The sequence below is a fragment of the Haloarcula regularis genome (genome assembly GCF_029338315.1).
In the GTDB taxonomy this organism is placed as follows: domain Archaea; phylum Halobacteriota; class Halobacteria; order Halobacteriales; family Haloarculaceae; genus Haloarcula; species Haloarcula regularis.
The window spans coordinates 1,190,203-1,213,553 of record NZ_CP119794.1 but is presented as its reverse complement, the minus strand read 5'-3'; the positions used below and the strand labels follow the sequence as shown (position 1 = coordinate 1,213,553).

The following is a 23,351-nucleotide window of genomic DNA, read 5'->3' as shown; positions in this document are numbered from 1 at the left end:
TGCCGTCTTGAAGGTTCTCATCTGCGCGCAGGCTGTGGGGCTCTCACACGGGCACACCGTCAGTCGGAGTTACACCTGACCCGGATTTAAGCCACCGGGCAGGAATTGCCTCCCATGGACATTCCGGACCTCGTCCGACAGGAGCTCGGGGACGAGGCTGTCCGGGCCGGCGTGAAACTCGGCGACGACGACGTCGTCTGCTTCACACCGACCCGGGCGCTCGTCTACCGAGGCGAGGGGTTGCTCAGCGACGAGAAGGTCACAGCCTACCCGCTCGAGTTCGAGCGCCTCGCCATCTCGGAGGGCCGACGCAAGACCAAGTTCACGCTGCTGTACGTCGACGAGAAGCGCGAACTCACCGTCCCGCTCAAGCGCGGCGACCAGATGCTCGAACGGCTGCTCGAGGGCAAACTCCAGGCCGGCGGCGTCGTCGACGCCGACGAGAGCGTCACCGGGGTCTTTCGCTTCAGCGAGCTCACCCTCGTGGTCACCGAGGCGCAGCTGCTCAAACACGTCGGGAGCGCGACCTGGGACGCCGACTTCGAGCAGTTCTCCTTCGCGGACCTCACCGACCTCCAGTTCGAGGAGGGGAGCGTCGCGACGGCCATCGTCGTTTCCTTCGGCGAGCGACCCGAGCGCATCAAGGCCCCCAACGAACAGGCCCACGCCGTCCGGCGGGCCCTCGAGGACGCCGTCTTCGCGTACCACGACGTCGCGTCGCTGGAGGCGCTCGCGGAGAAGGTCGGCCCCGACGAGGACGAGGACGGCGACGCGGCCGGCGGCCTGGGCCTCGAGAGCGGCATCGACCCGCTCGTCAGCGACGAGCCAGCGGAGGACGAGGGCGAAGCGGCGGCAGACGCCGGGGAGGTGGCCGTCCAGTCCCAGTCTTCGACCGGCACCGCGACGGGGTCACAGTCCCCGGCGTCCGCGTCGACCACCACCGAGGCGGCGCCGACGCCGTCGGCTGACGAGTCCGACGCGGATATCGCCGCCCTGGAGTCCCAGATCGCCAAGCTGACCGAGGCCGTCGAACAGCAGAACGACCGGATCCAGCGTCAGGAAGAGACGATCGAGCAGCTCATCAAAGAGCTCCGCCAGGGCCGCTGAGGCCGCTCACTCGTCGTCCCGGCCGAGCACCTTCCGGATACACGTCGAGCCGAAGGCACCGAGTTCGCCGCCGTCGAGCTGCACGAAGTGGCCGGTCCCGATGTCGGCTTCACAGCGCCGGCAGGTGAACGACCCCTCGCGGACCACGACGTCGGCGTCGAAGTTCACGTAGGTGCCCCGCGAGCGGGGCCTGACGAGGCCGTCGTCGCGGTCGATGACCCCGCGCATCGCGGCGGTGTCGAGAATCTCGCGCTGGACCTGCGGGTTCGTCGTCACCGTCTCGATGCGGTCGATTGCATCGGCTACCGACAGCTCGGCGTGCTCGAGGTGCGCGAGCAGTTCGACCCCGAGTTCGACGGGGTCACGGTCGGGGTCTGCCACGCGATTGCCTACTCGGGCCGCCGGATTAACCCTTACCACAAGAGGTTTGTCGCTGTGTCCCACTCTCGGAGGTAGATGGACCGTCTCGCGAAACGGCAGGTGGTCGGGTCGGCGGCCCTGGTGGTCTTCGTCGCCGTCGCGACGGCGATTCTCTCGCCGGCGCGGGTCGTCGCGGAGGTATTGCATCTCGCCGACCACCCGGTATACCTGGCGGGCGTCATCGTCTTCCTCTATCTCGTCCGGCCGCTCTTTGCCTGGCCGACGATGCCGCTCTCGGCGTTCGTCGGGTTCGTCCTCGGGTTCGAGTACGGGTTCCCGGTGGCGCTGATGGGGGCGCTGGTCACCTGTCTCATCCCCTACCGGTTCGCCCGCCGGGCCGGCGAGCAGGGAGGGATGTTCGGATGGCTCGGCGACTCGGGTCGCCAGATTATCGAGGTGACCGGCGAGACCCGCGGGGTGCTCGCCGCGCGCCTCTCGCCCGTGCCGGCCGACCCCGTCTCCTACGGTGCCGGGTTCGCCGGCGTCTCGACGCGCTCGTTCGTGGTCGGTACCTTCGTGGGCGAGATTCCGTGGGTCATCGTCGAGGTGCTCGCCGGGGCCTCGATGCGCTCGCTGTCGCTGTCGGGCCTCTCCATCGAGGTACTCCCGCAGCTGGTCTTGCTCTTTGGCGCGATGGGGCTGCTGGTGCTCGCAGGCCCGGCCTACCGCCACGTCACCGGTCGGCCGGAGTCGTCGTGACGTCGAAGCGCGCCCCGCCCGCCGCGCTCGTCCGCACGTCGACTGTCCAGCCGTGTGCGTCGACGATGTCCCGGACGATGGCGAGGCCAAAGCCCGTGCCGCCGTCGCTGGTCGTGTAGCCCCGCTCGAACACCTGTTCCCGGTCCGCTTCGGGGACACCGGGGCCGTCGTCGGCGACGTAGAAGCCGGTCACTGTGCCGTCGGTTTCCTCGACGGTACCGACCCGGACCGTCACCTCGTCGCCGCAGTGTTCGACGCAGTTGCGAAACAGGTTCTCGAACACCTCCCCGAGCCGTGCCGTGTCGGCCTCGACGACGGCCGTCGACTCGACCCTGAGCGTCGCCGTCGACGCGTCGACGTTCTGCCAGGCCGCCCGTGTGGCCTGTTCGAGATCGACTGGGCTCGTCTCGCTGACCAGTTCACCCTTCCGGGCGAGCGTCAGCAGGTCCTCGATGAGTTCCTCCATCCGCGCGGCGCCCTCGGCGGCCGTCTCGAGGTGTCGCAGGTCACCCGATGACTGCGCGAGGTCGATGCGGCCCTGGACGACGTTGAGCGGGCTCCGCAGGTCGTGGCTGACCACCGACGCGAACTCGGCGAGCCGTCGCTCCCGCTCTTTCCGCTCGGCGATGTCCCGTATCACGCCCGCCGACCCGGTGAACTCGCCGTCAGCCTGTGGGAGCAGTGCGATGTGGTTCTCGCTGGGGACGCGTTCCCCGTCCGCGGTCACCATGTCCATCTCCAGGGTCGCGTGGTCGCTGTCGCCCTCGAGCAGGTCGCGGATGACCGACTCGCCGGCATCGACGTCCGCCTCGGTCATGATGCGGCCGATGTGCTCGCCGACCAGTTCGTCGTGGTCGTAGCCCGTCATCTGACAGAGGGCCTCGTTGACGGAGGTGAACCGGCCGTCGGCGTCGAGCGTGTACACCGGGTCACCGACCGCCTCGACGATGGTCTCGTAGCGCTCGAGTTCCTCCTCGCGTGCCTTCCGCTCGCTGATGTCCCGGATGACCCCGACGGAGCCCACGACCCGGCCCGCCTCGTCCAGCAGCGGGGCGACCTTGTTCTCGTTTACCGTCACCGTCCCGTCGGCGTCGACGGTGCGCATCTCGAAACGGGCCCACGTCCGCTCGTCGTCGTCCGCGAGTCGCCGGAGCGCCTCCGTCCCCGTCCGGACGTCTGCCTCGGGTGCGAAATCTGCCGGTCTGGCGCCGACGATGTCGGCTTTCGGCGTGCCCAGGTGCGACGCCATCGCGTCGTTCGCGACCTGGATCTCCCCCGAGCGGTCGAGGACGTACATCGCGTCCCCGACGTTCTCGACCAGCGTCTCGTACCGGTCGAGCTGTCGTCGGGTCGCCGCGAGCGCGTCGGTCGCCCGCCGGTGCTCGACCGCCCGCCGGATTCGGTTGGCGAGCACCGCGAACTGGTCGCTCCCGGTCCGCTTTCGCTGGAACTCGGTGACGCCGGCCTCGATTGCCTCGCCCGCGACGTCGTCGGTCCTCGTAAAGAGCACGAACGGCAGGTCAATGGCCGCCGATTGGACAGCCTCGAACAGCTCGAGGCCGTTCATCACCGGCATGTCGTAGTCGCTGACGACGCAGTCGAACGATCCCGTCTCGGCCCGGTCGAGGGCGGCGAACGGGTCCGACTCGCTGGTGACGGCGATGTCGTCCGCGACGCGGTGGACCTGCACCGCTGCCAGCGCCGCGAAGTCCGGGTCGTCGTCGACGTACAGGACGTCGATCCCGTCCGCCTCGCTACTCATTGCCCGGTCTAGCGAGGGCCGACCGTATAAATCCGGCACACGGCTCAGTAGAAGGTGTCCGCGCAGTCGTAGACTACGCCGTGTTCCGGACAGACGTACTTGCAGTGGCGGTGGTACATCGGCCGGTCGCACATCGGACAGGGCCGCCCCCCCGCGTCCTCGCTCATTGTCGATGTCTCGGGTCCGGGTGGCTTCGCTCTTGCGGACGACGGAGCCACAGAGTCGGGTCGAAATTGGAACAAACCCTTTTGCCGACTACGCCCTTCGGTAGCGTATGCCGAACGACGTCCTCGAGACCCCGGGCGGCCGTCTGCTGGTCAGCGTCGCCGCCGGGGTCGCCGGACTCGCCGGGTCGTACGCGGTCACGGGATACGCGCCGGCGTTCGTCGCCTCCCCCATCGAACGGGCGCTCGCCCGGTCGATGCCGGGCGTCGTCGTCTCCTATGCCATCACGTACCTGGGGAGTCTCGGCCAGCGACTCAACCTCGCGGTGGCACTGCTCGTGGCCGTCGCGTTCGTCGCACTCGCCGCGCGAGCGGCGCTGCTGACGGGCGCGGCGACGAACAACCGCCTCGTCCCGGGCGTCGGTACCGCCGTCGTCACGTGGGCGGTAGCGGCCGCCCTGACCGGCGAGCTCGTCCTCGCTGCCGGGCCGGCCCTGGCGGCGGCGGCCGTCGTCGTCCTCGCTCAGGTGCTCGACGAGGCCAGCGACCGGCTCTCGCCGGTGTCGGCAAAGCGTCGCCGCGCGCTGACGACCATCGGCGCAGCGCTTGGCGTGAGCGCGCTGGGCTACACACTGGGGAACCGCCGACCAGCGACTGCCTTCGGGGCCGACGCGCCCACGCTCGAGGCCCCCGGCGCCGACCTCGCCGACGTCGAGCAGAAGCTCGCGGTGGCCGAGGCGAGTTCCTTCGATTTCGACGGACTCGAACCACTCGTCAGCGACCGGTTCTACGAGGTCGACATCAACTCCATCGACCCCGCCCTCGACGCCGACGAGTGGTCGCTAACCGTCACCGGCGCCGTCGAGCAGGAGGTCACCCTCGAGTACGACGACCTCCTCGAGATGGAGGCCGAGAACCGCTTCGTGACGCTGCGCTGTGTCGGCGAGATGTTGAACGGCAAGAAGATGGACAACGCGCTGTGGACCGGGGTCCCGGTCGACCAGTTCCTCGAGCAGGCCGGCGTCCAGAGCGACTGCGAGTGCGTGATGCTGCGGGCCGCCGACGGCTACTTTGAGGAGTTCCCGCTCGACGCTCTGCGTGGCGGCCTGCTCGCCTACGGGATGAACGGCGCCGTTCTCCCCCGGGGGCACGGCTACCCCGTCCGCGCGCTGGTGCCCGGTCACTGGGGCGAGGTCAACGTCAAGTGGCTCACCGAGATCGAACTGCTGGAACGCGAGGCGAAGGGGTACTGGGAGAAACGCGGCTGGCACGGCACCGGCCCGGTCAAACCCGTGGCGAAGCTCCACTACGACGAGGTGCTCGGGAACGGCCGTCGCCGCGTCGGCGGCCACGCCTACGCCGGCCTCCGGGGGATCTCCCGCGTCGAGGTCTCGACGGACGACGGCGCGACCTGGAACCGGGCGACGCTGTCGAATCCGCTGCCGGGCGAGGACGTCTGGCGCCAGTGGCAGTACACCTACGACCGTCCCGAGGAGACCCACACGGTCGTCGTCCGGATGGTCGACGACAGCGGTCAGGTCCAGACCGACGAGATAGCCGGCAACTTCCCCAGCGGCCCGTCCGGGTGGGTCTCGAAGCAGTTCCCGGAGTAGAAACGCCCGACTACCGGCCGCGTACACGGTCGCTTACGGCGAGTTACCGGTGCATAACGAGGTGGCTCGCCGACGGAGTGTCGGGTCGAACTGGCATGCACCGTACCCGCCCGCACCCGACCCGTCTCGCCGACGGCCCACAGACGGGGGCCCGATGAGCAACCAGACGGCCCCCGGCCGGCAGGACCCAGACCCGGACCCCGTGCCGGACGACGTCGAGATAACCGAGTTCGGCGGCATCCGGGTCGCGTACGTCCCCGGCGAGGGGGAGTCCTGGATCAGCGGCTGGGTGGACGTCCCGCGATAGAAACCGCCGACGGCGAAGACGAAATTCAAACTCCGCGTGTCACACTGACCGCGTCAGCACTCGGACCAGCCACAGGACTCGCAGGTCTTGCAGCCCTCCGAGTAGTACAGCGACAGCGATCCACAGTCGGGACACTCCGGGCTCTCGCCAGCGTCGATGAGATCCTGCTGGTCACCGCCGGTGTCCGTGCTGGCACTCCCCTGTGCGGCCTGGGGGCCGCCGTCAGACTGCGTCTGACGTGCTCCGTCGTCGACTGACGACGGACCGCCGTCGGTGTGCGTCGAGGGGTCGGCCTCGGCGACGTCCTCGTCCTCGGCGGTCTCCTCGAGGGTCACCTGCTGCGGATAGGCCTTGTCGACGTCGCCGTCGAGGTACCGGCGCAGGGCGGTGCCGATGGCGTCCGGGATGGACTGGATCTGCTCGCCTTTGTCCCAGGCGACCTTCGGCGACCGGATGCCCTGCAGCTCGTCGGCGATCTCCTCGGGGTCGACGCCCGAGCGCAGCGCCGTCGAGATGGTCTTTGCCAGCGCCTCGGTGAAGGAGGCGGTGAAGCCGCCGGAGTTGCCGATGTTGGCAAAGAGTTCGAACGGCCTGTCGGCCGTGGGGTCCTCGTTGATGTTGACGTACAGTTTCCCGTAGCCGGTGTCGATGCGCTGGGTGACCCCGTGGAGGACGTCCGGGCGAGACTGCTTCTTGGCGTACTCGCTTTGCTCGCCGTCGGCGACGCTCAGGATGTCGTCGACGGACTCCGCGAGGGCGGCCTGGACGGCCTCGTCCTCTAAGAAGCCCTCGATGCCGCCGAACATCTCCTCGATCTGGGCGACGATCTCGTCGGCGTCCATGTCGGCGAACTCGGCGTTCTGGGCGCGCGTGGTCAGCACCTGCTTCGAGCGGGTGCCGTCGCGGTAGTAGGTGACGCCCTTCCCGCCGTGGTCGTAGATGTACTCGAAGACCTCGGCGGCGTCCTCGATGGTCGAGTCGTTGGGGGCGTTGACCGTCTTCGAGATGGCCGAGTCGACGCCCTCCTGGCAGGCGACCTGGACGCCCGCGTGGTCGCGAGCCGAGAGGTCGCCGGTGGTGACGAACAGTTCGCCGATGGCGTCCGGGACCGTCGTGAGGCCGGCGACGCCGTCGAAGCGGTTCTCGGCCATCTGCTCTTGGGCCTCCTCCTTGACGGCCTCGACGTCGATGCCGTTCTCCTCCAGTGCTCGGAGGAAGTAGTCGTCGAACTCGACGAGCATCTCGTCGCCCTGGACGTCGTCGGAGACGTTCTTGTAGTAGGCGACGTTGTAGATGGGCTCACACCCGCCGGTGGTGTTGCCGATCATCGACGTCGTGCCCGTCGGGGCGATAGTCGTCGTGTTGTGGTTGCGGATGGGGTAGCCGTCGGCCCAGTCGTCTGCGTCCTCGCCGGTCTGTTTCTCGAACCACTCGCGGTATTCGGTCGGGTTCGCGTACTTGGACTTGTCCCACTCCTCGAAGACGCCCCGCTCCTCGGCGAGTTCGTGGCTGGCGGCCTTCGAGCCGTGGTTGATGTGGCACATCAGCTGGCGAGCGACCTCGTTGGCCTCGGGCGAGCCGTACTCGACGCCAAGTTGGATATACAGCTGCGCGAGGCCCATGATGCCCAGGCCGATCTTGCGCATCTCGCGGACCTTCTGTTCGATCTTCTCGACCGGGAAGTCCGACATCGTGACGACGTTCTCGAGGAAGCGAGTCCCGAGTTCGATGCGCGTATCGAACTCGTCCCAGTCCATCGCCTCGGAGAGGAACGCGTCGATGGCGTCCTCGGTCGAGTCGTACTCGTCGGCGTGCTCCTCGGCCCAGACGCGGTAGTCAGGGGCGTCCTGGGCGGCGAGCGTCGAGAGGTTGATGTGCCCGAGGTTGCAGGCCTCGTACTCCTCGAGTGGCTGCTCCCCGCAGTTGTGGACTACGAGGCCGTTCGCGACGAACGAATGGGTATCGGGCTCGGTGAGGTCGTACACCGTCTCGTGGCCGTCGGCTTCGACGGACTCGACGGTGGCCTCGAACTGCTCGCTATACGGTCCGCGGTCGTAGCTCTCGAGGCGCTCCGCGAGCGCTTCGTTCTTCGAATCGAGAAGGAATCCGATTTCGTCACGGAAACGGACGAGATTGTCCTTGGCGATGACGAGGTCGTGGTCCGCTTGGCGGTCGTACATCGCGGTGCCGCCGTTTCCGTCGGGGAGTTCCTGTGGACCCGCTTCGTGACGCTCCTCGTATATCTTGCTCGCAATGCCGAAGTTAAGCAGGAGCGTCTGGACCTGCTTGAGCAGGTCGGTACTCGTGCTCGTCAGCCGGACGGAATTTCCTTTCTCCTTCGTACCCTGTACACCGCCGTCTGCAGTGAACAGTCCGCGAAGGAAGCCCCGTGCCATCTCCTCACTGCCGCGCATGACTGCGTCGGGGACCTGCAGTTTCTCCTCGACAAGTCCGGCGTCTTCGGCGTACTCGTACAGCCGCTCGGAACGGATGCGCTGTTCGAGTGCCTGTGCGCCGCGGTAGTCGTCGTCCCGGGCGATGTCGCTGACACCGATGTCGTAGTTTGCGGTTCCGGTCGGCTCGCGGACGATGTCGTTTACGTCCTCGGCAAACTGTTCGGATAGTTCCGCATCTTCGTCGTAGAAGTTCAGGGCGGCGCGTTCCTCACCGTGTTTGAGATGACCGTCACCGACAGCCCAACCGAGGACGCGGCCTTCCTCAGCGGAACCGTGCCGGCCGAACGAACCCTTGCGGTTCTGGACGTGGACGGTGTCATCGGCGGCGAGGTTCTGTGCCTCGACCCAGCCGTCGTCGGTCATGACGCGGTGGTCGGCGGTGAGGCGGAGTTCGTAGCCTTCCTCGGTAGTCAGCTTGTAGACGTCTTTCTCACCGGTTTTGTAGACGCTGCTGGCCTCTTTGACTGTCTCCTCGCTGAGACGACCGTCGACGACGACGTCGCGAGCGGCGCCCTGCTCGTAGAGTTCTTCGGCCGGAAGGAGGCCGTTCTCGGTGCTGATGAGCGTGTCACCGGTGACACACGGATTTGTCGCCAGGATCTGGTGGTCGGGGTGCTTCTCGACGTCGAAGGAGTGCTGTTTGTTGACGCGCTCGAGGTAGATGACGCCCGGTTCGCCGTTCTCGTGGGCGCCCTGGACGATCCGCTCCCAGAGCTTCTCGGCGGGGATCGAGAGCACCTCGCCGGCCTCGACGTACTCGCCGAGGTCGAACATCTCGTAGAGTTCGACGGTCTCGGCGGTGGCGACGTGGGGCTCCTCGGTCCGCGGGTTGGTGAAGGTGAAGTCCTCGCCGTTCTGCAGGGCCTCCATGAAGCCGTCGGTGATGCCCACGGAGATGTTGAAGTTCGAGAGGTGGCCCTCGACGGCGTTCCGGAGGTGCTTGGGGACCTTCCCCTCGTCGTCGATGAGTTCGCGGGCCTCCTCTAAGGCCTCGGCGAAGGAGTTGTGCGTGAAGTCGTCGGGGTCGTTCAGGCGCAGGGTCTCGGCCAGCGAGACGTCCTTGTTCTTGGCGTGGATGAACTGGATGACGTCCGGGTGGGAGACGCGCATGACGCCCATCTGGGCTCCGCGTCGGGCGCCGCCCTGGGCGATGGTCTCGCACATCTGGTCGTAGGTCCGCATGAACGTGATGGGGCCGCTGGCGATGCCGCCAGTCGACCCGACAGGGTCGCCGTACGGGCGCAGGCGCCAGAACGCGTAGCCCATGCCACCGCCGGACTGGAAGACCTGTGCGGCCTCCTTGGCGGTCTGGTGGATGTCGTCGATGTCGTCGCCGGGGGAGTCGACGAAACACGCCGACAGTTGCTGGAGCTCGTCGCCGGCGTTCATCAGCGTCGGCGAGTTCGGCATGAAGGAGAGCTGTTCCATCTGCTCCTGGAAGGCGTCCGCGGTCTCCTCGACGTGACTCCGCACGTCCTCGGGGAGTTCGGGGACGACGGTGTCGTAGGCGAACTTGTTGACGTTGTACACCGAGAGCGTCGTCTCGGTGTCGTCTTCGGCCGTGGTCCCTTTCCCGAACACCTCGGCGGCGAGCTCGTCGCGCCGGGGGTGGTCGGGCTTGAGCTGGTCGGGCGTGACCGTGACCTCGACGTCCTGTTTCTCGGCCTCGAAGACGGCTTCGGCGAGGGCGATGTTCTTCGCGACGCGCTCGAAGAGGTCCTCGGGGGCCTCGACGATGTCGCCGTTCGCGTCCTTCCGGAGGTACCGCGCCGGGAGGATGTTGTTGTAGGCGTTCCCGGTCAGCCGCTCTTCGAGCGTGTCGCCGTCGGTTCGTTTGATGGGGAGCGTGAGTTCGTCGGCGGAGAGGTCCGCGTCACTCATCTCACTGTCCTCCCACCCACAGCGCCCCGCTGGCGGTCGATTCTTCGCGTGGATGCTGGCCGAATCCCTGTCATTTCTGGCGGCAGATACGTATTCATGGATGGCGTATAACCCTGTTGAACTGCAGATTCCTCGCGTCCCGTCGGTCACTCGGAGTCGTAACTACGGTGGTTGTCTGTCGGTGCGTCTGCTGGATCGCGCGAACGATCTCGCGTACGACCTGTAGAAAACGGCGGCATCTTATTAATGGTGAGCAGACCGAAGTGAAAGTGAAAACGGACCAGACAGAACCGACGGACGAAGTCGGAATATCCAGTAGAAACCGGAGGGGGTTTTCGGGTGGAGGTAGCGGGCGACCGCTCTACGCCCCCGCTCTCTCGGCCGGCGTCTGACGCCTTTCCGTCCTGCGGTTTGTCGGTAACTCGGTGGTCGCGGGGCGCGCGCCCCGACCGCACCGGCTGCCCGCCTGCTGGCAGGGCTCGCTGGCCACGAAGTACTTGTGTCACGGATGCATCATACTACGTATGCTTCCCCTGTTGCAACTCGGGCAGTTCGCCTCGCCGCCGGCGCTGCTGGTCGGCCTAGTCGCCCTCGCTGTCGTCTTGCTCGTCGGCCGCGTCGTGATGAAGATGGCCTGGCGTCTGGTCGTCCTCGCCATCATCGCCGTCGCGGCGCTGTGGGTGCTCGGTATCCTGGGATTCCAGGTACTCTAGACGCCCGCGAGGAAGTTCCGGATGACGTCGTGGCCCACCGACGTGAGCACCGACTCGGGGTGGAACTGGACCGCCTCGATGGGGTACTCGCGGTGGCGGACGCCCATCACCAGTTCGGTGTCGTCGTCGTGGTCGCTGCTGGCCGCGCTGTTTGCGGCCGTCGTGGCACTCACCTCGAAGACGTCGGGCACGTCGACGGCGATAAGCGAGTGGTACCGCCCGCCCTGGAAGCCCTGCTCGAGGCCGCGGAAGACGCCTTTCCCGTCGTGGGTGATGGAGAAGGCCTTCCCGTGGATGGGCTCGGGTGCGCGACCGATGGTGCCGCCGTAGGCGTAGACGGCCGCCTCGAGGCCGAGACAGACGCCAAGCGTCGGAATATCGGGGCTGAGTTCGGTCAGCACGTCCATGGTCACGCCGACGTCGCGCTCGTTTTTCGGGTGGCCAGGCCCCGGCGAGATGACGATGGCATCCGGGTCGTAGGCCTCGATGTCTGCGAGCGACGCGGTGTTCCGGACGACCTCCGTCTCGGCATACTCGGAGACGTACTCTACGAGGTTGTAGGTGAAGGAGTCGAAGTTGTCGACGAACAGCACCCGGAGGTCCTCGCTGACCGGTTCGTCGGCGACCGCGGCGGACGCCGAACTCATCGGTCACCCTCCCCGCTCGCGGCGAGTTCCTGATTCGTCTCCGACGGGCCGTCCTCGATGCGCTCGAGCGCCGTGAGCACGCCGTCCATCTTCTGCTCGGTCTCGACGTACTCGCTTTCGGGGTCCGAGTCGGCGACGATGCCCGCCCCGGCCTGGACCGTGATGCGGTCGCCGACCGGGCCGTCGTCGGCGACGTCGCGGGCCTCGATGGTCGCCGAGCGGATGACGATGGCCAGGTCGGTGTCGCCGGCCCAGTCGAAGTAGCCGACGCCCCCGCCGTAGGGGCCCCGTGGCGAGCGTTCGAGTTCGTCGATGATCTCCATGGCGCGGATCTTCGGTGCCCCGGAGAGCGTCCCCGCGGGGAACGCCGCCCGCGCGGCGTCGAAGGCATCGGAGTCGGCGGCGAGTTTCCCGGTCACCGTCGACTCGATGTGCTGGACGTGGCTGTACTTCAGGACGTTCATGAATTCCTCGACGCGCACCGAGCCGGCCTCGGAGACGCGCCGGACGTCGTTTCGCGCGAGGTCGACGAGCATCGTATGCTCGGCGCGCTCCTTCCCGTCAGCGAGCATCTCGCCGGCCAGCCGCCGGTCCTCCACGGGGGAGTTCCCGCGCGGGCAGGTGCCGGCGATGGGGTTCGAGACGACGTGGTCGCCGGCCACCGACACCAGCGTCTCCGGGCTGGCCCCGATGATGGTCAGGTCGTCGTAGCCCAGCAGGTACATGTACGGCGAGGGGTTGACCTCCCTGAGCGCATCGTAGAATCCCAGAGGGTCGACCTCGCCGTACAGTTCGCGGGTCCGCGAGATGACGCCCTGGTAGATGTCTCCCGAGAGGACGTACTCCTTCGCGCGCTCGACGGCGGCCTCGTACTCGCCTTGCGGGCCGGCGTGTTCCTCGCTGCGCGTGAAGCCGCCGGTCGACAGGGGATCGAGGTCGCCCAGGACCTGTTCGACGCGTTCGGCCTCCGCCTCGAGCTCGTCGTATCGCGCCCCGGCCTCCTCGCCCACGCGGACGACCGGTGTGAACACCAGTTCGACCGAATCTTCGACGTGGTCGAAGCGGAGCGTCGCCGTGGTGAGGACGAACTGGGCGTCGGGGAACCGCGAGTCCGGGCGGTCCAGCCCCACCTCGTCGAGCCAGAGGTCGTAGACGGCGTCGTAGGAGAGAAAGCCCACGAGGCCGCCCTCGAGGTGCTGGCGGTTCATCTCCGGGAACCCGCGCAACTCGGCGTCGGGCATCGCTGCCCGCAGGTCGTCGACCACGTCGCCCCCGTTTGGCGTCACGAGGTCCGCGTACCGTTCGTCGAACACTTCGACGTCGCTCTCCTCGCCCCGGACGGTGACGACGGCCCGCGGGTCGTAGCCGACGAAGGAGAACCGCGCGTGACGGTCGTCTGTGTCGGGTGCGAACGCACCGTCGGGGTCGCTGGAGGCGACCTTCTCGGCGCTCTCTAGGAGGAACGTGTAGTCGTTGGCGGCCACGTCGCTGGTCCGCCCGGTCAGCGCGGCGTAGGCGGTCAGCGGCTCGACGTCGACGTCGAGTTCGGCGGCCGCGCGTACGACGACGGGTCGATCGGCCTCGGCGAGCTCGACGAACTCCTCGCGGGAGACGTCGAGGCTCACGCCGACACCTCCCGGTCGGCCGCGGCGACGCCCTCGACGAACGCTTCGACGGCGTCGTGGTCCTTCTGCCCGCCGCGCTGTTCGACGCCGGAGGCCACGTCGACGGCGAAGGGCCGGACCGTCTCGACGGCCTCGGCGACGTTCTCGGGCGTGAGGCCGCCGGCGAGTAGCACCGGTACCGAGAGCGAATCGACGACCTCGCGGGTACGTTCCCAGTCGTGGGTCTCGCCCGTCCCACCGGCCCCCTCGGCGTCCACGGAGTCGACGAGCAGGGCGTCGGCGTGGCTGGCGTATGCTTCGAGGTCGTCTGCCTCGGCGTCGACGACGGCGACGATGGACTGGGTGACCCGGCGGTCGAGCGCACCCAACTCGGCCGGACTGAGGCCGTCGTGGATCTGAATCGCGTCCGGTTCGACCGTGTCGACGCGCTTGACAGCATCCTGCACCGTCCGTGGCATGGTCACCAGCACGCTGGTCACGAGCGGCGGGACGCCGTCGACGAGCGCCGTCGCCGTTGCCCCGTCGACCTCACGGGGCGTGTCGACCGGGACACCGTGGATGACGCCGACGGCGTCGGCCCCGCTCCCAACGACGGCGTCGCGGTCCGCGGCGTTCGTGACCCCGCAGACTTTCACGCGCGTCATTCACCCACCAGATCCTCGAGTTTCGAGGCGGCTGCGCCGGAGTCGATGGCCTCCCGCGCCATGTCGACCCCCTCAGTATGGGAGTCGGCGGCGCCGGCGACATAGATGGCCGCGCCCGCGTTCGCGAGGATGATGTCCCGTTTCGCCCCCGTGATCTCGCCCGTGACGATACCGCGGAGGTCCGCGGCGTTCTCCTCGGGGCTCCCGCCCGCGACGGCGTCGATGCTGGCCGTCTCGAGGCCGATGTCCTCGGGAACCAGCGTGTACTCCTCGATGTGGGTGCCACGGACCTCGGCGACGGTCGTCTCGCCGTGGATCCCGATCTCGTCCAGCCCGTCGCCGTGGACGACGAGCGCGTGGTCGACGTCCAGACGCGCCAGTGCCTCGGCGACCATCGGGACCAGCTCGGGGTCGTAGACGCCCAGCACCTGTGCGTTCGCGCCGGCGGGGTTCGTCAGCGGCCCGAGGATGTTGAAGACGGTCCGCATCCCGAGTTCCTTTCGCGGACCGATGACGGCTTTCATCGCCGGGTGGAACACCGGCGCGAGCATGAAGCCGATCCCGTCGCGTTCGATGGCCGCTTCGACGGACGGCGGTTCGGCGTCGACGTTCACGCCCGCCACCTCGAGCACGTCGGCGCTTCCAGAGGAGGAAGACACCGAGTAGTTCCCGTGCTTGGCGATGGGGACGCCCGCCCCGGCGGCGACGATGGCGCTCGTCGTCGAGACGTTGATCGTGTCGTAGTCGTCGCCACCGGTCCCGCAGGTGTCGACGAGCGTCTCGCGCTGGGGCGAGATGGTCCGGGCGGCGTCGCGCATCCCCTGTGCGAAGCCGGCGATCTCGGCCTCCGTCTCCCCTTTCGCCCGAAGCGCGGCCAGCAGGGCGCCGATCTGTGCTTCCGTCGCTTCTTCGAAGACGAGCGTCGCGACCTCGCGTGCCTCGTCCTGTGTCAGGTCCTCGCCGTCCGTGACGCGTTCGATGTACTCCTGCATTGTGTCCACCAATGAACTCTTTCGTGTTGTGATGTACAAATCCGCACACTCACTTAACCTTGTCGGGCTCGAGGTCGTTCGGGTGGCCGTGTGGGCCGAATCAACAGACGCCGTGCGGGTCCGGAATTCGAAACCTTCAATTATACCCCCCGGCAAGAATGAGTTGCACTCAGCAGTGAGGGTTCGTGGTCTAGGTCGGTTATGACACCTCCTTGACATGGAGGAGGCCGGCGGTTCAAATCCGCCCGAACCCACTCATTCTGTCGCGAACAACTCGTGAGCGACGAACTCGTCCGTGAGGGCGATTTGAACCAGGGAACAGGAGGTGAGCGAGCGCCGCGAACGAACGGGAGTGACCGTGGTTCACAATCCGCCCGAACCCACTTCTGACGACGCAATCGACGAGCGTAGCGAGTCGCGTTCGTCGTCTGTATGGTCACGCGGATTTGAGCCCTGGAAGACGAGCGAAGCGAGTCTTCCTTCGGTTCACAATCCGCCCGAACCCACTCTTTCTGCCGCGAACAACTCGTGAGCGACGAATACGTCCGTGAGGGCGATGTGAACCAGACGAATCGCGCGCAGCGAAGCGAGCACGTCTCGGCGAGGTTCACAATCCGCCCGCCCCTCTCAAGGCGAACTTTTTCGGCAGCGACAAGTCCGCCCGCACAGTCCTGTCTGCCCAGTAGGCGGTGGTCCGGTGTCTGCCGGACCGTCGGGGTTTACCCACCGCTCCCCGAATGCTGCGGCGGATTCATCCACGACCGCGACCTCTCGTTACAGCACGCGGAGTTCGAACACTGCGAGATAGATCTGCCCGCCACCGGCCACTATCATCACCACGGCCGCAATCTGCTTGACTCGTCTCGAGTACGTCCCCAAGGAGCGCCAGGTGTCGATTCGAACAGATCGACCACGGTGACAGTATCCGGTGTCGGCACGAGCGCCTGCCCGGCAGTCGATCCGCGGGCATCCAGGGTCTCGACGCGGATTGGCAGCTGATCCTCACCTCGCGATTGTCCGTCCGGCAACCCGTTTTGGGTAACCCACAGACTACCCCCGGTGAGTACGAGCCCTGCAACCGCGGCGACGGCTTGCCGACGCTTCACGCCTCTCTCACCGTTCTGAGGTCGGAGATGATGGTCTCTTTGTCCGTCGATTTCGCGCGATAGGTGCGCTCGACGAACCCGTCGGCGTTGACGAGCAGCGTCAGGGCCGAGTGTGTGAACATATACGTGTCCATGTCTTCGGGTTCGGTGCGCTGGAAGGCGACGCCGAACTGGTCCTGTACGACTGCCCCGGCTCGCTCCTTTGAGTCAGGCCGGAGGAAGTGCCAGTTTGCACGATCGGCGTCGACGTTCATGTCGTCGGCGTACGTCCGAAGACGCTCGGCAGTGTCGCGGGCGGGGTCGAACGTTGTCGGGAAGAACGAGATTGCGTCGCTGTACCCGTTGGTTTGGGCGTGGGCCTGGATGTTTCGCTGTGTCGAGATGAGGACGGGACAGACGGTTCGGCAATGACTGAAAAAGAACGTGAGGAGTGACGGCGTCTCGACGTCACGCAGACGAATCGCTCGGGAATCGACTGGTGCGGGGACAGTCACATCCGGAATCTGTTCGCCCCACACCGGATACGGAACGTCGCCGCTCTCGACTTCGCGATCGGGTTCTCCGAGGGCGACGTCAGGATTCGAATCGCCGAGGCCACCGATCGCTCCAACTGCTCCGGTCGACCTGAGTAAACGTTCACCTGTGCACGATTGGGACTTACGACCTCGAACATTTGGAGCATCTGGTTCGGGTCTCGAATACACGCCCCTGCGTACGCTTGGCCGGTTCTCGCTCGCCAGGATTCGAATACTGCGCTTCTCGTCGCAGAGACGAACCAGCGGGCTAGAACTGGACGTCTTCCGGTATTCCATGTTCGTCGATCGGGACCGGTACAGCAGCCAACCACGGGCGCGAACTGATGCGAGACAGGTTGCCCGGACACGTTCAGTCAGCGGTTGGCGGTATCGGCGACCACTGCATGCCTGAGGTACGATTGCTCTCACGCGAGTCACTCCCCGGTATTCGTGGGCGAGTGCTCTCCCGAATCTCGACGCGTTCGAACGCTGAACCAGCGTGGTCATCTCCGAACCATATTCGGCGCGCCATGCTCACCATGTAGCGTCGTGGCCCAGCACCTGGCGAGGAAATACCCGCCTGTCGATTGCTGGGGAACTCGCCGTACTGCGTAGCTCAGTTGGATCTGCGCCGTCGTCTTTCACTGGTGCGAGCGTAGTAGACTGCAGTGAGTACGAGCACCATCATAACGACGTCAAGTGAGTGTTCGAACGAGTGATGCATATCGGTACTCATACCGCTTGTAAGAGACACGAGTCCCAAGCTCGTCTTCCCGAGGAACGTCGAAAAGGAAACCGTGATGAGTAGGTAGGAAATCGTCCGTCGCTTAACGAACGCCACGGCAGAGAGTGACGCGACAAGTATCGACAACACCGTGCCGGTGCCAAGGGCGACGATAAGCAGACTATCGGACGGTGACTCTCCGAAATGGAGTGGCAATAGAACGTCAGTGGTGAGTGACGATATCGAAAGCATGTGAGTGAGATCCAGAAAGCCGATGTGGCCGGTCGCGTGTAGCTACTCACAGTAGCCAGGTCGACTCACAAGTTGTGGTTCGATCAGCGAACCCGAACGGTGGACCGTGAGATATAGAAGCCACTGCCCAAAGATATCTGTACAGTCGAATCGGTGAGTTCGCTTCCCAGCCGAGAATCGCAAACAATGACCGGAACACGAAATCGAATTGCACGTCAGGTTCGTCGGAATCCTGGCATCCATTTCAATGAACTCACCCGGACGCTCAATCTTGCACCAGGGCAGGTCCAGTACCACCTGCGGAAACTCGAACGCTCCGATGCTGTCGTCGAGGAATCGCTGTACGGCCGAACGCATTATTACACGCCGGACTACGGGACCTGGGAACGGGGGGCGTTGGCCGTGCTCCGTCGAGAAACCGCCCGGGACGTCCTCGTCTACCTCATGGCTAACGGCCCGAGTGCACCCAACGCAGTGGCCGACGGGGTGAATATCGCACGGAGCACCCTCGAGTGGCATCTCAATCACCTCGTCGAACAGGATCTCGTCGAGAAGCAGCGCGACACCCGTAACCGCGTCACACTCGTTATCACACATCCAAAGGACACCGCCCGGATGCTTCGGCTGGTGGAGCCGTCGATTGCAGACCGCCTGGTTGACCGGTTCACGCGGCTGGTTGACGGGCTGCTCGCCGGTGAACCAGACACGGATGGGGACGGATCGTGAGACGAACGTAACTCCTTGGAAACCCGACCCATTCTCCTGCTTGCGATCGAGTTCCAGAGATCAACTCGATGGAGATTGCGATCGCCCACGACGTGAGCGTCTCTCTGAGTAGCGAGGCGGGGTCATCACATCTCTCTCGCACGGCAAAAATCGGATCGCACTCGACGGAACAGTGATTCGCCGCAACGATCAGCAGTTCTGGCTGTACGCCGCCGAACCGCAGTCGAACGAACTGCTTCACGTCCGGTCGTTTGCGACGACCAAACCTCCTCACGGAAATTTTCCTGCGCGAACTCCGGGAAAACCCGTTGTCGAAACTGCCGTCTTTCTCGTCGATGACGCGCAACGCCGCCAAACTGCACTTCCCCGAGCTGGACTCCGATTTCAGACGTGTCGCCACGGATCTCGGAATGCTGCCGAACATCTCTCGAGAGTTGCAGCGTCGAACCTCGTCGTTCTCAGACCGCTTCTGGTACGTCGACCCGGAAACCACCGAAGCTGGTTACAGCGCTTCGCTCGATGGCGCAATGCTCCAAACTAACCACAACCACCTTCACTGCGGGATAACACAGTGGTGGTGTCTTCCAGGGGACGGTTCTCACGTCTCGTTCTGTCATTAAATATATTATAAACGCTTAGTAAGCAATTGTATGGGTTCGGACCTCTACTGGTTTGTAATCAGCCCAATAAGTGCGGTGGTTACCATGGCTATCGCGTTGGCTTATGCCGACGGGATCTGGCGTTTGCTCCTGCTCGGTATTGCCGTAGTCGAAGCTCTCCCTCTGTTGTTGCTTCTTCTGGGCTATGCACTCTCCTCTGTGGTTGCGGATGAGGTACACTGAATCGACTCTCCCCGGTCCTGTCGTCGGTCTCTACGACGTGTCCGATTGCCGAGGGACAGGGAGCGTTTGTCCGAGTCCACTCCGTCGAACGTCACGAAAGTGGGTGTGGTCATTCCAACACACCACACGTGCTATCTCGCCGGTTCACCGACCGATACGTTGCACTCTGGATTCAGTTTGGGTCATTATGGTCCGCCATTTCACACAATGTCAATAGGGTGGCCGGAACGACACGGGGGATCAAGGACCACCTCATACCGGTACCGTGGATTCTCTCTGGTTCACTCTCTGCGATCGGAATGGCCACCGTTTGTGGAACGACTCGCTCCCCGGCGGGAATCACGGCTTGCAACGGCGGAAGGCTGTCACGCAGGAGTGGTACGCGACTGAGTGGATCAGGGGCCAATTGGAGGGGGAGCTGTCTTCGAGGGTGTGTCGACCAGTTAGGTCAGCGGGCCGAATTGGATACCCAACCGCTCCTCGATCTGAGTGACGACTGCTGCTTCGACTGCCTCGAGATCAGTCGACGCGACCTTTGCGACGCCGGCAGTAGCGTGGCCGCCAGCATCGCCTCTCAGTGCGTCCGCAAGTGGTTCTAACACATCTTCGGGGAGTGACATCTCCGTTTGGTCTGTGGTACTCGCTACGACTCGCGTGTGGTCGTCCCGGTTCGACAGGACGACCCCGATATTTGCTCCTCCTTCGAGGAGCAAGTCGGCGGCCGCGCGTTCGTGCCCGCTCACCTGGGTAACAAGCAGAAGTCGATTTCCGGCCTTGTAGCCGTTTGCCCGGACCACGGCTTTTGCCGTCGCCACCCGTTCACTCCACGGTGGCTGGCGCTCCCACAATGTCGCGATATCAGTATCTGTCGCCGAAGCGGTGCCCAGCAACTCACAGACCAGTCGTCGGGTGTCTGGCATCACGACCGCACGGAACTCGGTATCGTCGAGGATGCCAGCGGCCAAGGCCTGCGCACCAAGTGGGGGAATATCGATGTCGTGAGCGGTGAGTACATTCGCCACCAGCGCTGCCGTCGCCGGCGCCGCTGTATCGACCCGTTGGTACGTTGCGTGTGCGTAGAGGTCATCGGGTTCGTGGTGGTCGACAACGAGTAACGGCGTTTCGGTGGTGGTCGGGTCAATCGGCGCAATACGCTGGCGGGATGGCGCATCGACCACAATCTGGAGGTCGTAGGCTCCCAGATCCGGGTCCCTGACGACTGACTGGTCATCCAATAAGCGATCCGCCGATCCAGCGATAGGACCTGGCGTCGCGATATCGACGTCGGCCGAAAGCGTCGTCGCCAGGCCGACAGCTGCCCCGACCGAATCCAGGTCGGCATGCCTGTGGACGATGACGACGATTCGCTCACTCTCGACCAATTCGGGCAGCGGTGCTTCCATCTACCGCCCGATAGTCGCGGAGGAACTGAAATATTTACCTGGACCCGTGGCCGGTACCCACTCCGGATAGACATTTGGGGCCTCGTGCGACTATATGATATCATGGCGGGCACCGACAACCCAGTTCGTCGATTCAGAGCGTTCTTCCGTCACGCCGATTCGGTGCCATCGGGGGCAGGTGGTCGTTCTGTGCCGGAGCGCTCACTCGTCGTGGATTGGCAACGTCTCGCTGACTTTGACCCCGACCTGGCAGATCGATTGCTGGCCCACCCGGACGCTACCGTGGGGTATGCTCGTGAAGCGTTGACGAGCATGGGAGTCACCTGTGCTTCCACCGGACGACTTCCCCAGCTTCGATTTCGCAATCTCCCCACAGATACGCCTCCAGAGGACTTGGCAACCGTGCAGTGTGGTCAGCTCGTCTCGATATCCGGGAGAGTGGTTGCAACGACCGACGTGCGGCCGATACTCACGGTAATAACAGTTGAGTGCCAGCAGTGCGGGACAGCCACAAAAGGTCGGTATTTTGGCCTGGCAACGCCTGAGATAGAATCTTGTTGGTCGTGTGGTCGGGACGAAAACGTGTCTGTAACGATGGATTCGGACTGCATCGATACCCAGTACGCTCGACTGTCAGTGCCCGATTCGGTCGGCGCCGCTCGGCGGGAGACGATTCATGTTCGCCTCGACGGGGCCCTCACAGCAGTGACACCGGGGGAATTAGTAACTGTAACTGGCGTTGCTCGTCCGTGTCAGCGGACCGAACTCAACCCAGCGCCCACGGTTCAGACACGGTTTGTCGACTGTTCTGATATCGTCCTGCGAGATCTCGGTCTCGAACCGACTCGGGCCGAGCCGACGTGGACACTGGGAGACCTTGCGGCACGACCCACGTATCTCGGTGCCCTCGCCAATGCAGTCGCCCCATCTGTCCCTGGGTTCTGGCTGGCAAAGCTAGTCCTCGCACTCCTGTACGTTACGCCGACCCCAGTCGGTTCACAGTCTTCCGAAAGCGGCCCGAATATCCTTCTGCTAGCTTCGGACACCAGTCACCGGCGTCGGATTCTGGAGGCATTCTGTGAGCTAGATCCAGCCACACGGTACCAGTCGCTACCCGAGTCGAGCAGTCCACCGATTGTCGCCGAAGTGGAAAAACGAGCGTCGCGCTGGTGGGTCGAAACCGGGCCGGTCGTGCAGGCTGCTGGTGGTATCGCGGCCGTTGATGGGATTGAATACCTCGCCGAAACGCAGCGGCCGTTCTTGATTCCAGCGCTCACCAAGCCACGTGTTAGACTTGCGAAGGCCGGCATAGACATCTCGCTAGATACCTGTGCCCGACTCGTCGCCACTGCGACCCCGACGGTGGAACACCCTGAGGATCTGCAGAACGCCGCCCCACTTAACGATGATGTGCTCGAGTTATTCGACCTGCAGGTGACTGACGGTGCGGCCGAGACGATCAGTCAGTCCGAACTCACGCAAGTGTGGGTCGAGGGGACAGACACTGTGTCAGCGTCGGATGACGTAACGTACGACCGACCGGAAACCGAGGTGTATCGGTCGGCCCTGACGCAGGCACGATACATGGGGCAACCAGAGATAGACGCCGCTGCTCTGGACCGACTACGCGAGTCCCATTGTGACCGTGCTGTGGTAACATGGGCGGCAACGGCGCTCGCTCAACTGTGTGGCCGGCAGTCTGTTCAGCCAAGAGATGTCTCCAGAGCCGAACGTGTTGCCGCCCTGCTCGATTCAATGTAGTCTATCATTCTGGTACCGGCGACTGAAACCATTGACTCCAATACAAACTCACTGTCTCTGTATGCCGGAGATGATCTGGACCGTATCCGGCTGGATCGTCTCCGAGAAACCATCGAACACCAGATGCAGGAAGCACAGCGACGCCGGGTCGGTGCTGTTGCAGAAAACCAGAGCCAGGCTACCAGTCTGGTAACCGGTGAAATCGAAGCTCTCCACCAGGTTCTACGATACCGACCTCGGAAACTGCGATGCCTCGCTCGATGCGCTCCGATTCTGCTGTACTCTGATGAAACACTGATAATAAACGAGGGGTTCAAAACGGTGGCTCGGAAGTAGATTTACTTTACAGCAAACTAGCATCTCTTTACGGAGAATTGCACTGTGTGATCCGCGATACTGAAGAAATCACCACCGCCATGCTGGTGAATAGAAGACTGAACCGCCAATATGCTCAGCAATCATGAGCGACAACAGGGAGACAGTGATCGAAGAATACGGCAACGACTGTCGGATTGTTCACGAAGAGCGGAATTACCCCGATCTCTACCATGTTCTCGGGTCTGCGGGGCAGATGAAGTCGTTTGAGAACCTGCACGCAGCACGACTGTACGCCGACGTCTACACGATCCTCGGTGGATTCGATGAGAAGCAAACCGGCAAACGTGGCATCCCACCGGCTATCGCCCGGGCTAGCGAGGAATTACGGATGACCTATTTTGCGGTCCAAATGTCCGTTACGTACGCTGCATTGGCGTTTGAGGTGGACGACCTCGTCATCCACGACGCTATTGAGCGTGTTCATGCGCGGGCGGAGTCACAGCGCTCACTGGCTGACAACGATGCCTAGACTACCCAGGTACTTCGGTCGGGAGGTAGCTCCGAGCGCTCGTTAGTGCGACCGTTCTCGACGCTCGGACGGAACCGGTCTGACGCGAGCGACCCTGAAACAAACCTGGACGATGCGACTATTGTGGATGTGACACTCATGGACA

21 protein-coding genes, 1 tRNA gene and 3 pseudogenes are annotated in these 23,351 nt (G+C 64.6%); 11 read left to right on the top strand and 14 right to left on the bottom strand.

Annotated elements, in window-relative coordinates:
- Positions 1-114: 114 nt before the first annotated feature.
- Entirely contained in the window at positions 115-1,107 is a 993-nt protein-coding gene (locus P1N55_RS06565; RefSeq protein WP_276278136.1) for a DUF7115 domain-containing protein, read from the top strand.
- A 6-nt stretch (positions 1,108-1,113) separates the two neighbouring features.
- Here P1N55_RS06565 and P1N55_RS06560 read toward each other — a convergent pair whose 3' ends face one another.
- The gene (locus tag P1N55_RS06560) at positions 1,114-1,488 is read right to left on the bottom strand and encodes a DUF5830 family protein (RefSeq protein WP_276278135.1); all 375 of its coding nucleotides are present in this window, start codon (positions 1,486-1,488) and stop codon (positions 1,114-1,116) included.
- 75 nt (positions 1,489-1,563) lie between these two features.
- On the opposite strand from P1N55_RS06560, the gene P1N55_RS06555 reads away from it, so the two are divergent.
- Positions 1,564-2,226 (top strand): TVP38/TMEM64 family protein, encoded by a 663-nt coding sequence (locus P1N55_RS06555; protein ID WP_276278134.1) that lies wholly within the window; start codon positions 1,564-1,566, stop codon positions 2,224-2,226.
- On the opposite strand, the gene P1N55_RS06550 is transcribed toward P1N55_RS06555, so the two are convergent.
- Together P1N55_RS06550 and P1N55_RS06545 are read right to left on the bottom strand one after the other, a co-directional pair.
- Positions 2,201-3,988, bottom strand: coding sequence for a PAS domain S-box protein (locus P1N55_RS06550; RefSeq protein ID WP_276278133.1), 1,788 nt, complete (start codon positions 3,986-3,988; stop codon positions 2,201-2,203). The two genes, P1N55_RS06555 and P1N55_RS06550, sit on opposite strands and share 26 nt — an antisense overlap.
- A gap of 44 nt (positions 3,989-4,032) precedes the next feature.
- On the bottom strand, positions 4,033-4,155 hold the full coding sequence (locus tag P1N55_RS06545) for an HVO_2523 family zinc finger protein (RefSeq protein WP_276278132.1): 123 nt from the start codon (positions 4,153-4,155) through the stop codon (positions 4,033-4,035).
- A gap of 107 nt (positions 4,156-4,262) precedes the next feature.
- Here P1N55_RS06545 and P1N55_RS06540 point away from each other — a divergent pair, with 107 nt between their 5' ends.
- Together P1N55_RS06540 and P1N55_RS06535 are read left to right on the top strand one after the other, a co-directional pair.
- Entirely contained in the window at positions 4,263-5,765 is a 1,503-nt protein-coding gene (locus tag P1N55_RS06540; protein ID WP_276278131.1) for a molybdopterin-dependent oxidoreductase, read from the top strand.
- 154 nt (positions 5,766-5,919) lie between these two features.
- The gene (locus P1N55_RS06535; protein WP_276278130.1) at positions 5,920-6,072 is read left to right on the top strand and encodes a hypothetical protein; all 153 of its coding nucleotides are present in this window, start codon (positions 5,920-5,922) and stop codon (positions 6,070-6,072) included.
- A gap of 53 nt (positions 6,073-6,125) precedes the next feature.
- Here P1N55_RS06535 and P1N55_RS06530 read toward each other — a convergent pair whose 3' ends face one another.
- Entirely contained in the window at positions 6,126-10,409 is a 4,284-nt protein-coding gene (locus tag P1N55_RS06530) for an LAGLIDADG family homing endonuclease (protein ID WP_276278129.1), read from the bottom strand.
- 524 nt (positions 10,410-10,933) lie between these two features.
- Here P1N55_RS06530 and P1N55_RS06525 point away from each other — a divergent pair.
- Entirely contained in the window at positions 10,934-11,122 is a 189-nt protein-coding gene (locus P1N55_RS06525) for a hypothetical protein (RefSeq protein WP_276278128.1), read from the top strand.
- Here P1N55_RS06525 and trpG read toward each other — a convergent pair.
- Genes trpG through trpD form a run of 4 tightly spaced genes read right to left on the bottom strand, consistent with a single transcriptional unit; the run spans position 11,119 to position 15,030 of the window.
- The gene (trpG, locus tag P1N55_RS06520; protein ID WP_276278127.1) at positions 11,119-11,769 is read right to left on the bottom strand and encodes an anthranilate synthase component II; all 651 of its coding nucleotides are present in this window, start codon (positions 11,767-11,769) and stop codon (positions 11,119-11,121) included. The two genes, P1N55_RS06525 and trpG, sit on opposite strands and share 4 nt — an antisense overlap.
- The gene (gene trpE, locus P1N55_RS06515; RefSeq protein WP_276278126.1) at positions 11,766-13,394 is read right to left on the bottom strand and encodes an anthranilate synthase component I; all 1,629 of its coding nucleotides are present in this window, start codon (positions 13,392-13,394) and stop codon (positions 11,766-11,768) included. Before trpE ends, trpG begins: the two co-directional genes overlap by 4 nt.
- Positions 13,391-14,038, bottom strand: a complete 648-nt coding sequence (locus tag P1N55_RS06510) for a phosphoribosylanthranilate isomerase (protein WP_276278125.1) — start codon at positions 14,036-14,038, stop codon at positions 13,391-13,393. Before P1N55_RS06510 ends, trpE begins: the two co-directional genes overlap by 4 nt.
- A complete protein-coding gene (trpD, locus tag P1N55_RS06505) occupies positions 14,035-15,030 on the bottom strand; it encodes an anthranilate phosphoribosyltransferase (RefSeq protein ID WP_276278687.1) in 996 nt (331 codons plus the stop codon). The genes P1N55_RS06510 and trpD overlap by 4 nt, the downstream gene beginning before the upstream one ends.
- A 179-nt stretch (positions 15,031-15,209) precedes the next feature.
- On the opposite strand from trpD, the gene P1N55_RS06500 reads away from it, so the two are divergent.
- Positions 15,210-15,284 (top strand) — tRNA-Val (locus P1N55_RS06500).
- Positions 15,285-15,804: 520 nt separating this feature from the next.
- Here the strand turns inward: P1N55_RS06500 and P1N55_RS06495 are convergent.
- The 4 genes and pseudogenes from P1N55_RS06495 to P1N55_RS20110 all read right to left on the bottom strand — a co-directional run.
- Positions 15,805-15,933: pseudogene (locus P1N55_RS06495) on the bottom strand (cytochrome C biogenesis protein); the annotation flags it as partial.
- Positions 15,930-16,136: pseudogene (locus tag P1N55_RS19650) on the bottom strand (TlpA family protein disulfide reductase); the annotation flags it as partial. The pseudogenes P1N55_RS19650 and P1N55_RS06495, both read right to left, overlap by 4 nt.
- A complete protein-coding gene (locus tag P1N55_RS06490) occupies positions 16,133-16,738 on the bottom strand; it encodes an SCO family protein (protein WP_276278686.1) in 606 nt (201 codons plus the stop codon). The gene P1N55_RS06490 and the pseudogene P1N55_RS19650, both read right to left, overlap by 4 nt.
- 529 nt (positions 16,739-17,267) lie before the next feature.
- The gene (locus P1N55_RS20110; protein ID WP_455429083.1) at positions 17,268-17,627 is read right to left on the bottom strand and encodes a DUF7471 family protein; all 360 of its coding nucleotides are present in this window, start codon (positions 17,625-17,627) and stop codon (positions 17,268-17,270) included.
- A gap of 186 nt (positions 17,628-17,813) precedes the next feature.
- Here P1N55_RS20110 and P1N55_RS06485 point away from each other — a divergent pair, with 186 nt between their 5' ends.
- From P1N55_RS06485 to P1N55_RS06475, 3 genes and pseudogenes are all read left to right on the top strand, one after another.
- Complete coding sequence (locus tag P1N55_RS06485) at positions 17,814-18,353, top strand: winged helix-turn-helix transcriptional regulator (RefSeq protein WP_276278124.1); 540 nt, start codon at positions 17,814-17,816, stop codon at positions 18,351-18,353.
- Between the two features lie 148 nt (positions 18,354-18,501).
- Positions 18,502-18,894: pseudogene (locus P1N55_RS06480) on the top strand (IS6 family transposase); the annotation flags it as partial.
- 109 nt (positions 18,895-19,003) lie between these two features.
- On the top strand, positions 19,004-19,195 hold the full coding sequence (locus tag P1N55_RS06475) for a hypothetical protein (RefSeq protein WP_276278123.1): 192 nt from the start codon (positions 19,004-19,006) through the stop codon (positions 19,193-19,195).
- Between the two features lie 443 nt (positions 19,196-19,638).
- On the opposite strand, the gene P1N55_RS06470 is transcribed toward P1N55_RS06475, so the two are convergent.
- Positions 19,639-20,598: a DHH family phosphoesterase gene (locus P1N55_RS06470; protein ID WP_276278122.1), complete on the bottom strand. Its 960-nt coding sequence runs from the start codon at positions 20,596-20,598 to the stop codon at positions 19,639-19,641.
- A gap of 102 nt (positions 20,599-20,700) precedes the next feature.
- Here P1N55_RS06470 and P1N55_RS06465 point away from each other — a divergent pair, with 102 nt between their 5' ends.
- Complete coding sequence (locus tag P1N55_RS06465; RefSeq protein WP_276278121.1) at positions 20,701-22,359, top strand: minichromosome maintenance protein MCM; 1,659 nt, start codon at positions 20,701-20,703, stop codon at positions 22,357-22,359.
- A gap of 48 nt (positions 22,360-22,407) precedes the next feature.
- Here the strand turns inward: P1N55_RS06465 and P1N55_RS06460 are convergent, their stop codons facing one another.
- Positions 22,408-22,575: a hypothetical protein gene (locus P1N55_RS06460; RefSeq protein ID WP_276278120.1), complete on the bottom strand. Its 168-nt coding sequence runs from the start codon at positions 22,573-22,575 to the stop codon at positions 22,408-22,410.
- A gap of 244 nt (positions 22,576-22,819) precedes the next feature.
- On the opposite strand from P1N55_RS06460, the gene P1N55_RS06455 reads away from it, so the two are divergent.
- Complete coding sequence (locus P1N55_RS06455; RefSeq protein ID WP_276278119.1) at positions 22,820-23,206, top strand: hypothetical protein; 387 nt, start codon at positions 22,820-22,822, stop codon at positions 23,204-23,206.
- The last annotated feature ends 145 nt before the right edge of the window (positions 23,207-23,351 follow it).

Excerpts from the sequence above, each read along its gene's own strand:
- P1N55_RS06565 (WP_276278136.1), top strand. The coding sequence starts at position 115 with ATGGACATTCCGGACCTCGTCCGACAGGAGCTCGGGGACGAGGCTGTC.
- P1N55_RS06555 (WP_276278134.1), top strand. The coding sequence starts at position 1,564 with ATGGACCGTCTCGCGAAACGGCAGGTGGTCGGGTCGGCGGCCCTGGTG.
- P1N55_RS06550 (WP_276278133.1), bottom strand. The coding sequence starts at position 3,988 with ATGAGTAGCGAGGCGGACGGGATCGACGTCCTGTACGTCGACGACGAC.
- P1N55_RS06545 (WP_276278132.1), bottom strand. The coding sequence starts at position 4,155 with ATGAGCGAGGACGCGGGGGGGCGGCCCTGTCCGATGTGCGACCGGCCG.
- P1N55_RS06540 (WP_276278131.1), top strand. The coding sequence starts at position 4,263 with ATGCCGAACGACGTCCTCGAGACCCCGGGCGGCCGTCTGCTGGTCAGC.
- P1N55_RS06535 (WP_276278130.1), top strand. The coding sequence starts at position 5,920 with ATGAGCAACCAGACGGCCCCCGGCCGGCAGGACCCAGACCCGGACCCC.
- P1N55_RS06530 (WP_276278129.1), bottom strand. The coding sequence starts at position 10,409 with ATGAGTGACGCGGACCTCTCCGCCGACGAACTCACGCTCCCCATCAAA.
- P1N55_RS06525 (WP_276278128.1), top strand. The coding sequence starts at position 10,934 with ATGCTTCCCCTGTTGCAACTCGGGCAGTTCGCCTCGCCGCCGGCGCTG.
- trpG (WP_276278127.1), bottom strand. The coding sequence starts at position 11,769 with ATGAGTTCGGCGTCCGCCGCGGTCGCCGACGAACCGGTCAGCGAGGAC.
- P1N55_RS06510 (WP_276278125.1), bottom strand. The coding sequence starts at position 14,038 with ATGACGCGCGTGAAAGTCTGCGGGGTCACGAACGCCGCGGACCGCGAC.
- trpD (WP_276278687.1), bottom strand. The coding sequence starts at position 15,030 with ATGCAGGAGTACATCGAACGCGTCACGGACGGCGAGGACCTGACACAG.
- P1N55_RS20110 (WP_455429083.1), bottom strand. The coding sequence starts at position 17,627 with ATGCTTTCGATATCGTCACTCACCACTGACGTTCTATTGCCACTCCAT.
- P1N55_RS06485 (WP_276278124.1), top strand. The coding sequence starts at position 17,814 with ATGACCGGAACACGAAATCGAATTGCACGTCAGGTTCGTCGGAATCCT.
- P1N55_RS06475 (WP_276278123.1), top strand. The coding sequence starts at position 19,004 with ATGGGTTCGGACCTCTACTGGTTTGTAATCAGCCCAATAAGTGCGGTG.
- P1N55_RS06470 (WP_276278122.1), bottom strand. The coding sequence starts at position 20,598 with ATGGAAGCACCGCTGCCCGAATTGGTCGAGAGTGAGCGAATCGTCGTC.
- P1N55_RS06465 (WP_276278121.1), top strand. The coding sequence starts at position 20,701 with ATGGCGGGCACCGACAACCCAGTTCGTCGATTCAGAGCGTTCTTCCGT.
- P1N55_RS06455 (WP_276278119.1), top strand. The coding sequence starts at position 22,820 with ATGAGCGACAACAGGGAGACAGTGATCGAAGAATACGGCAACGACTGT.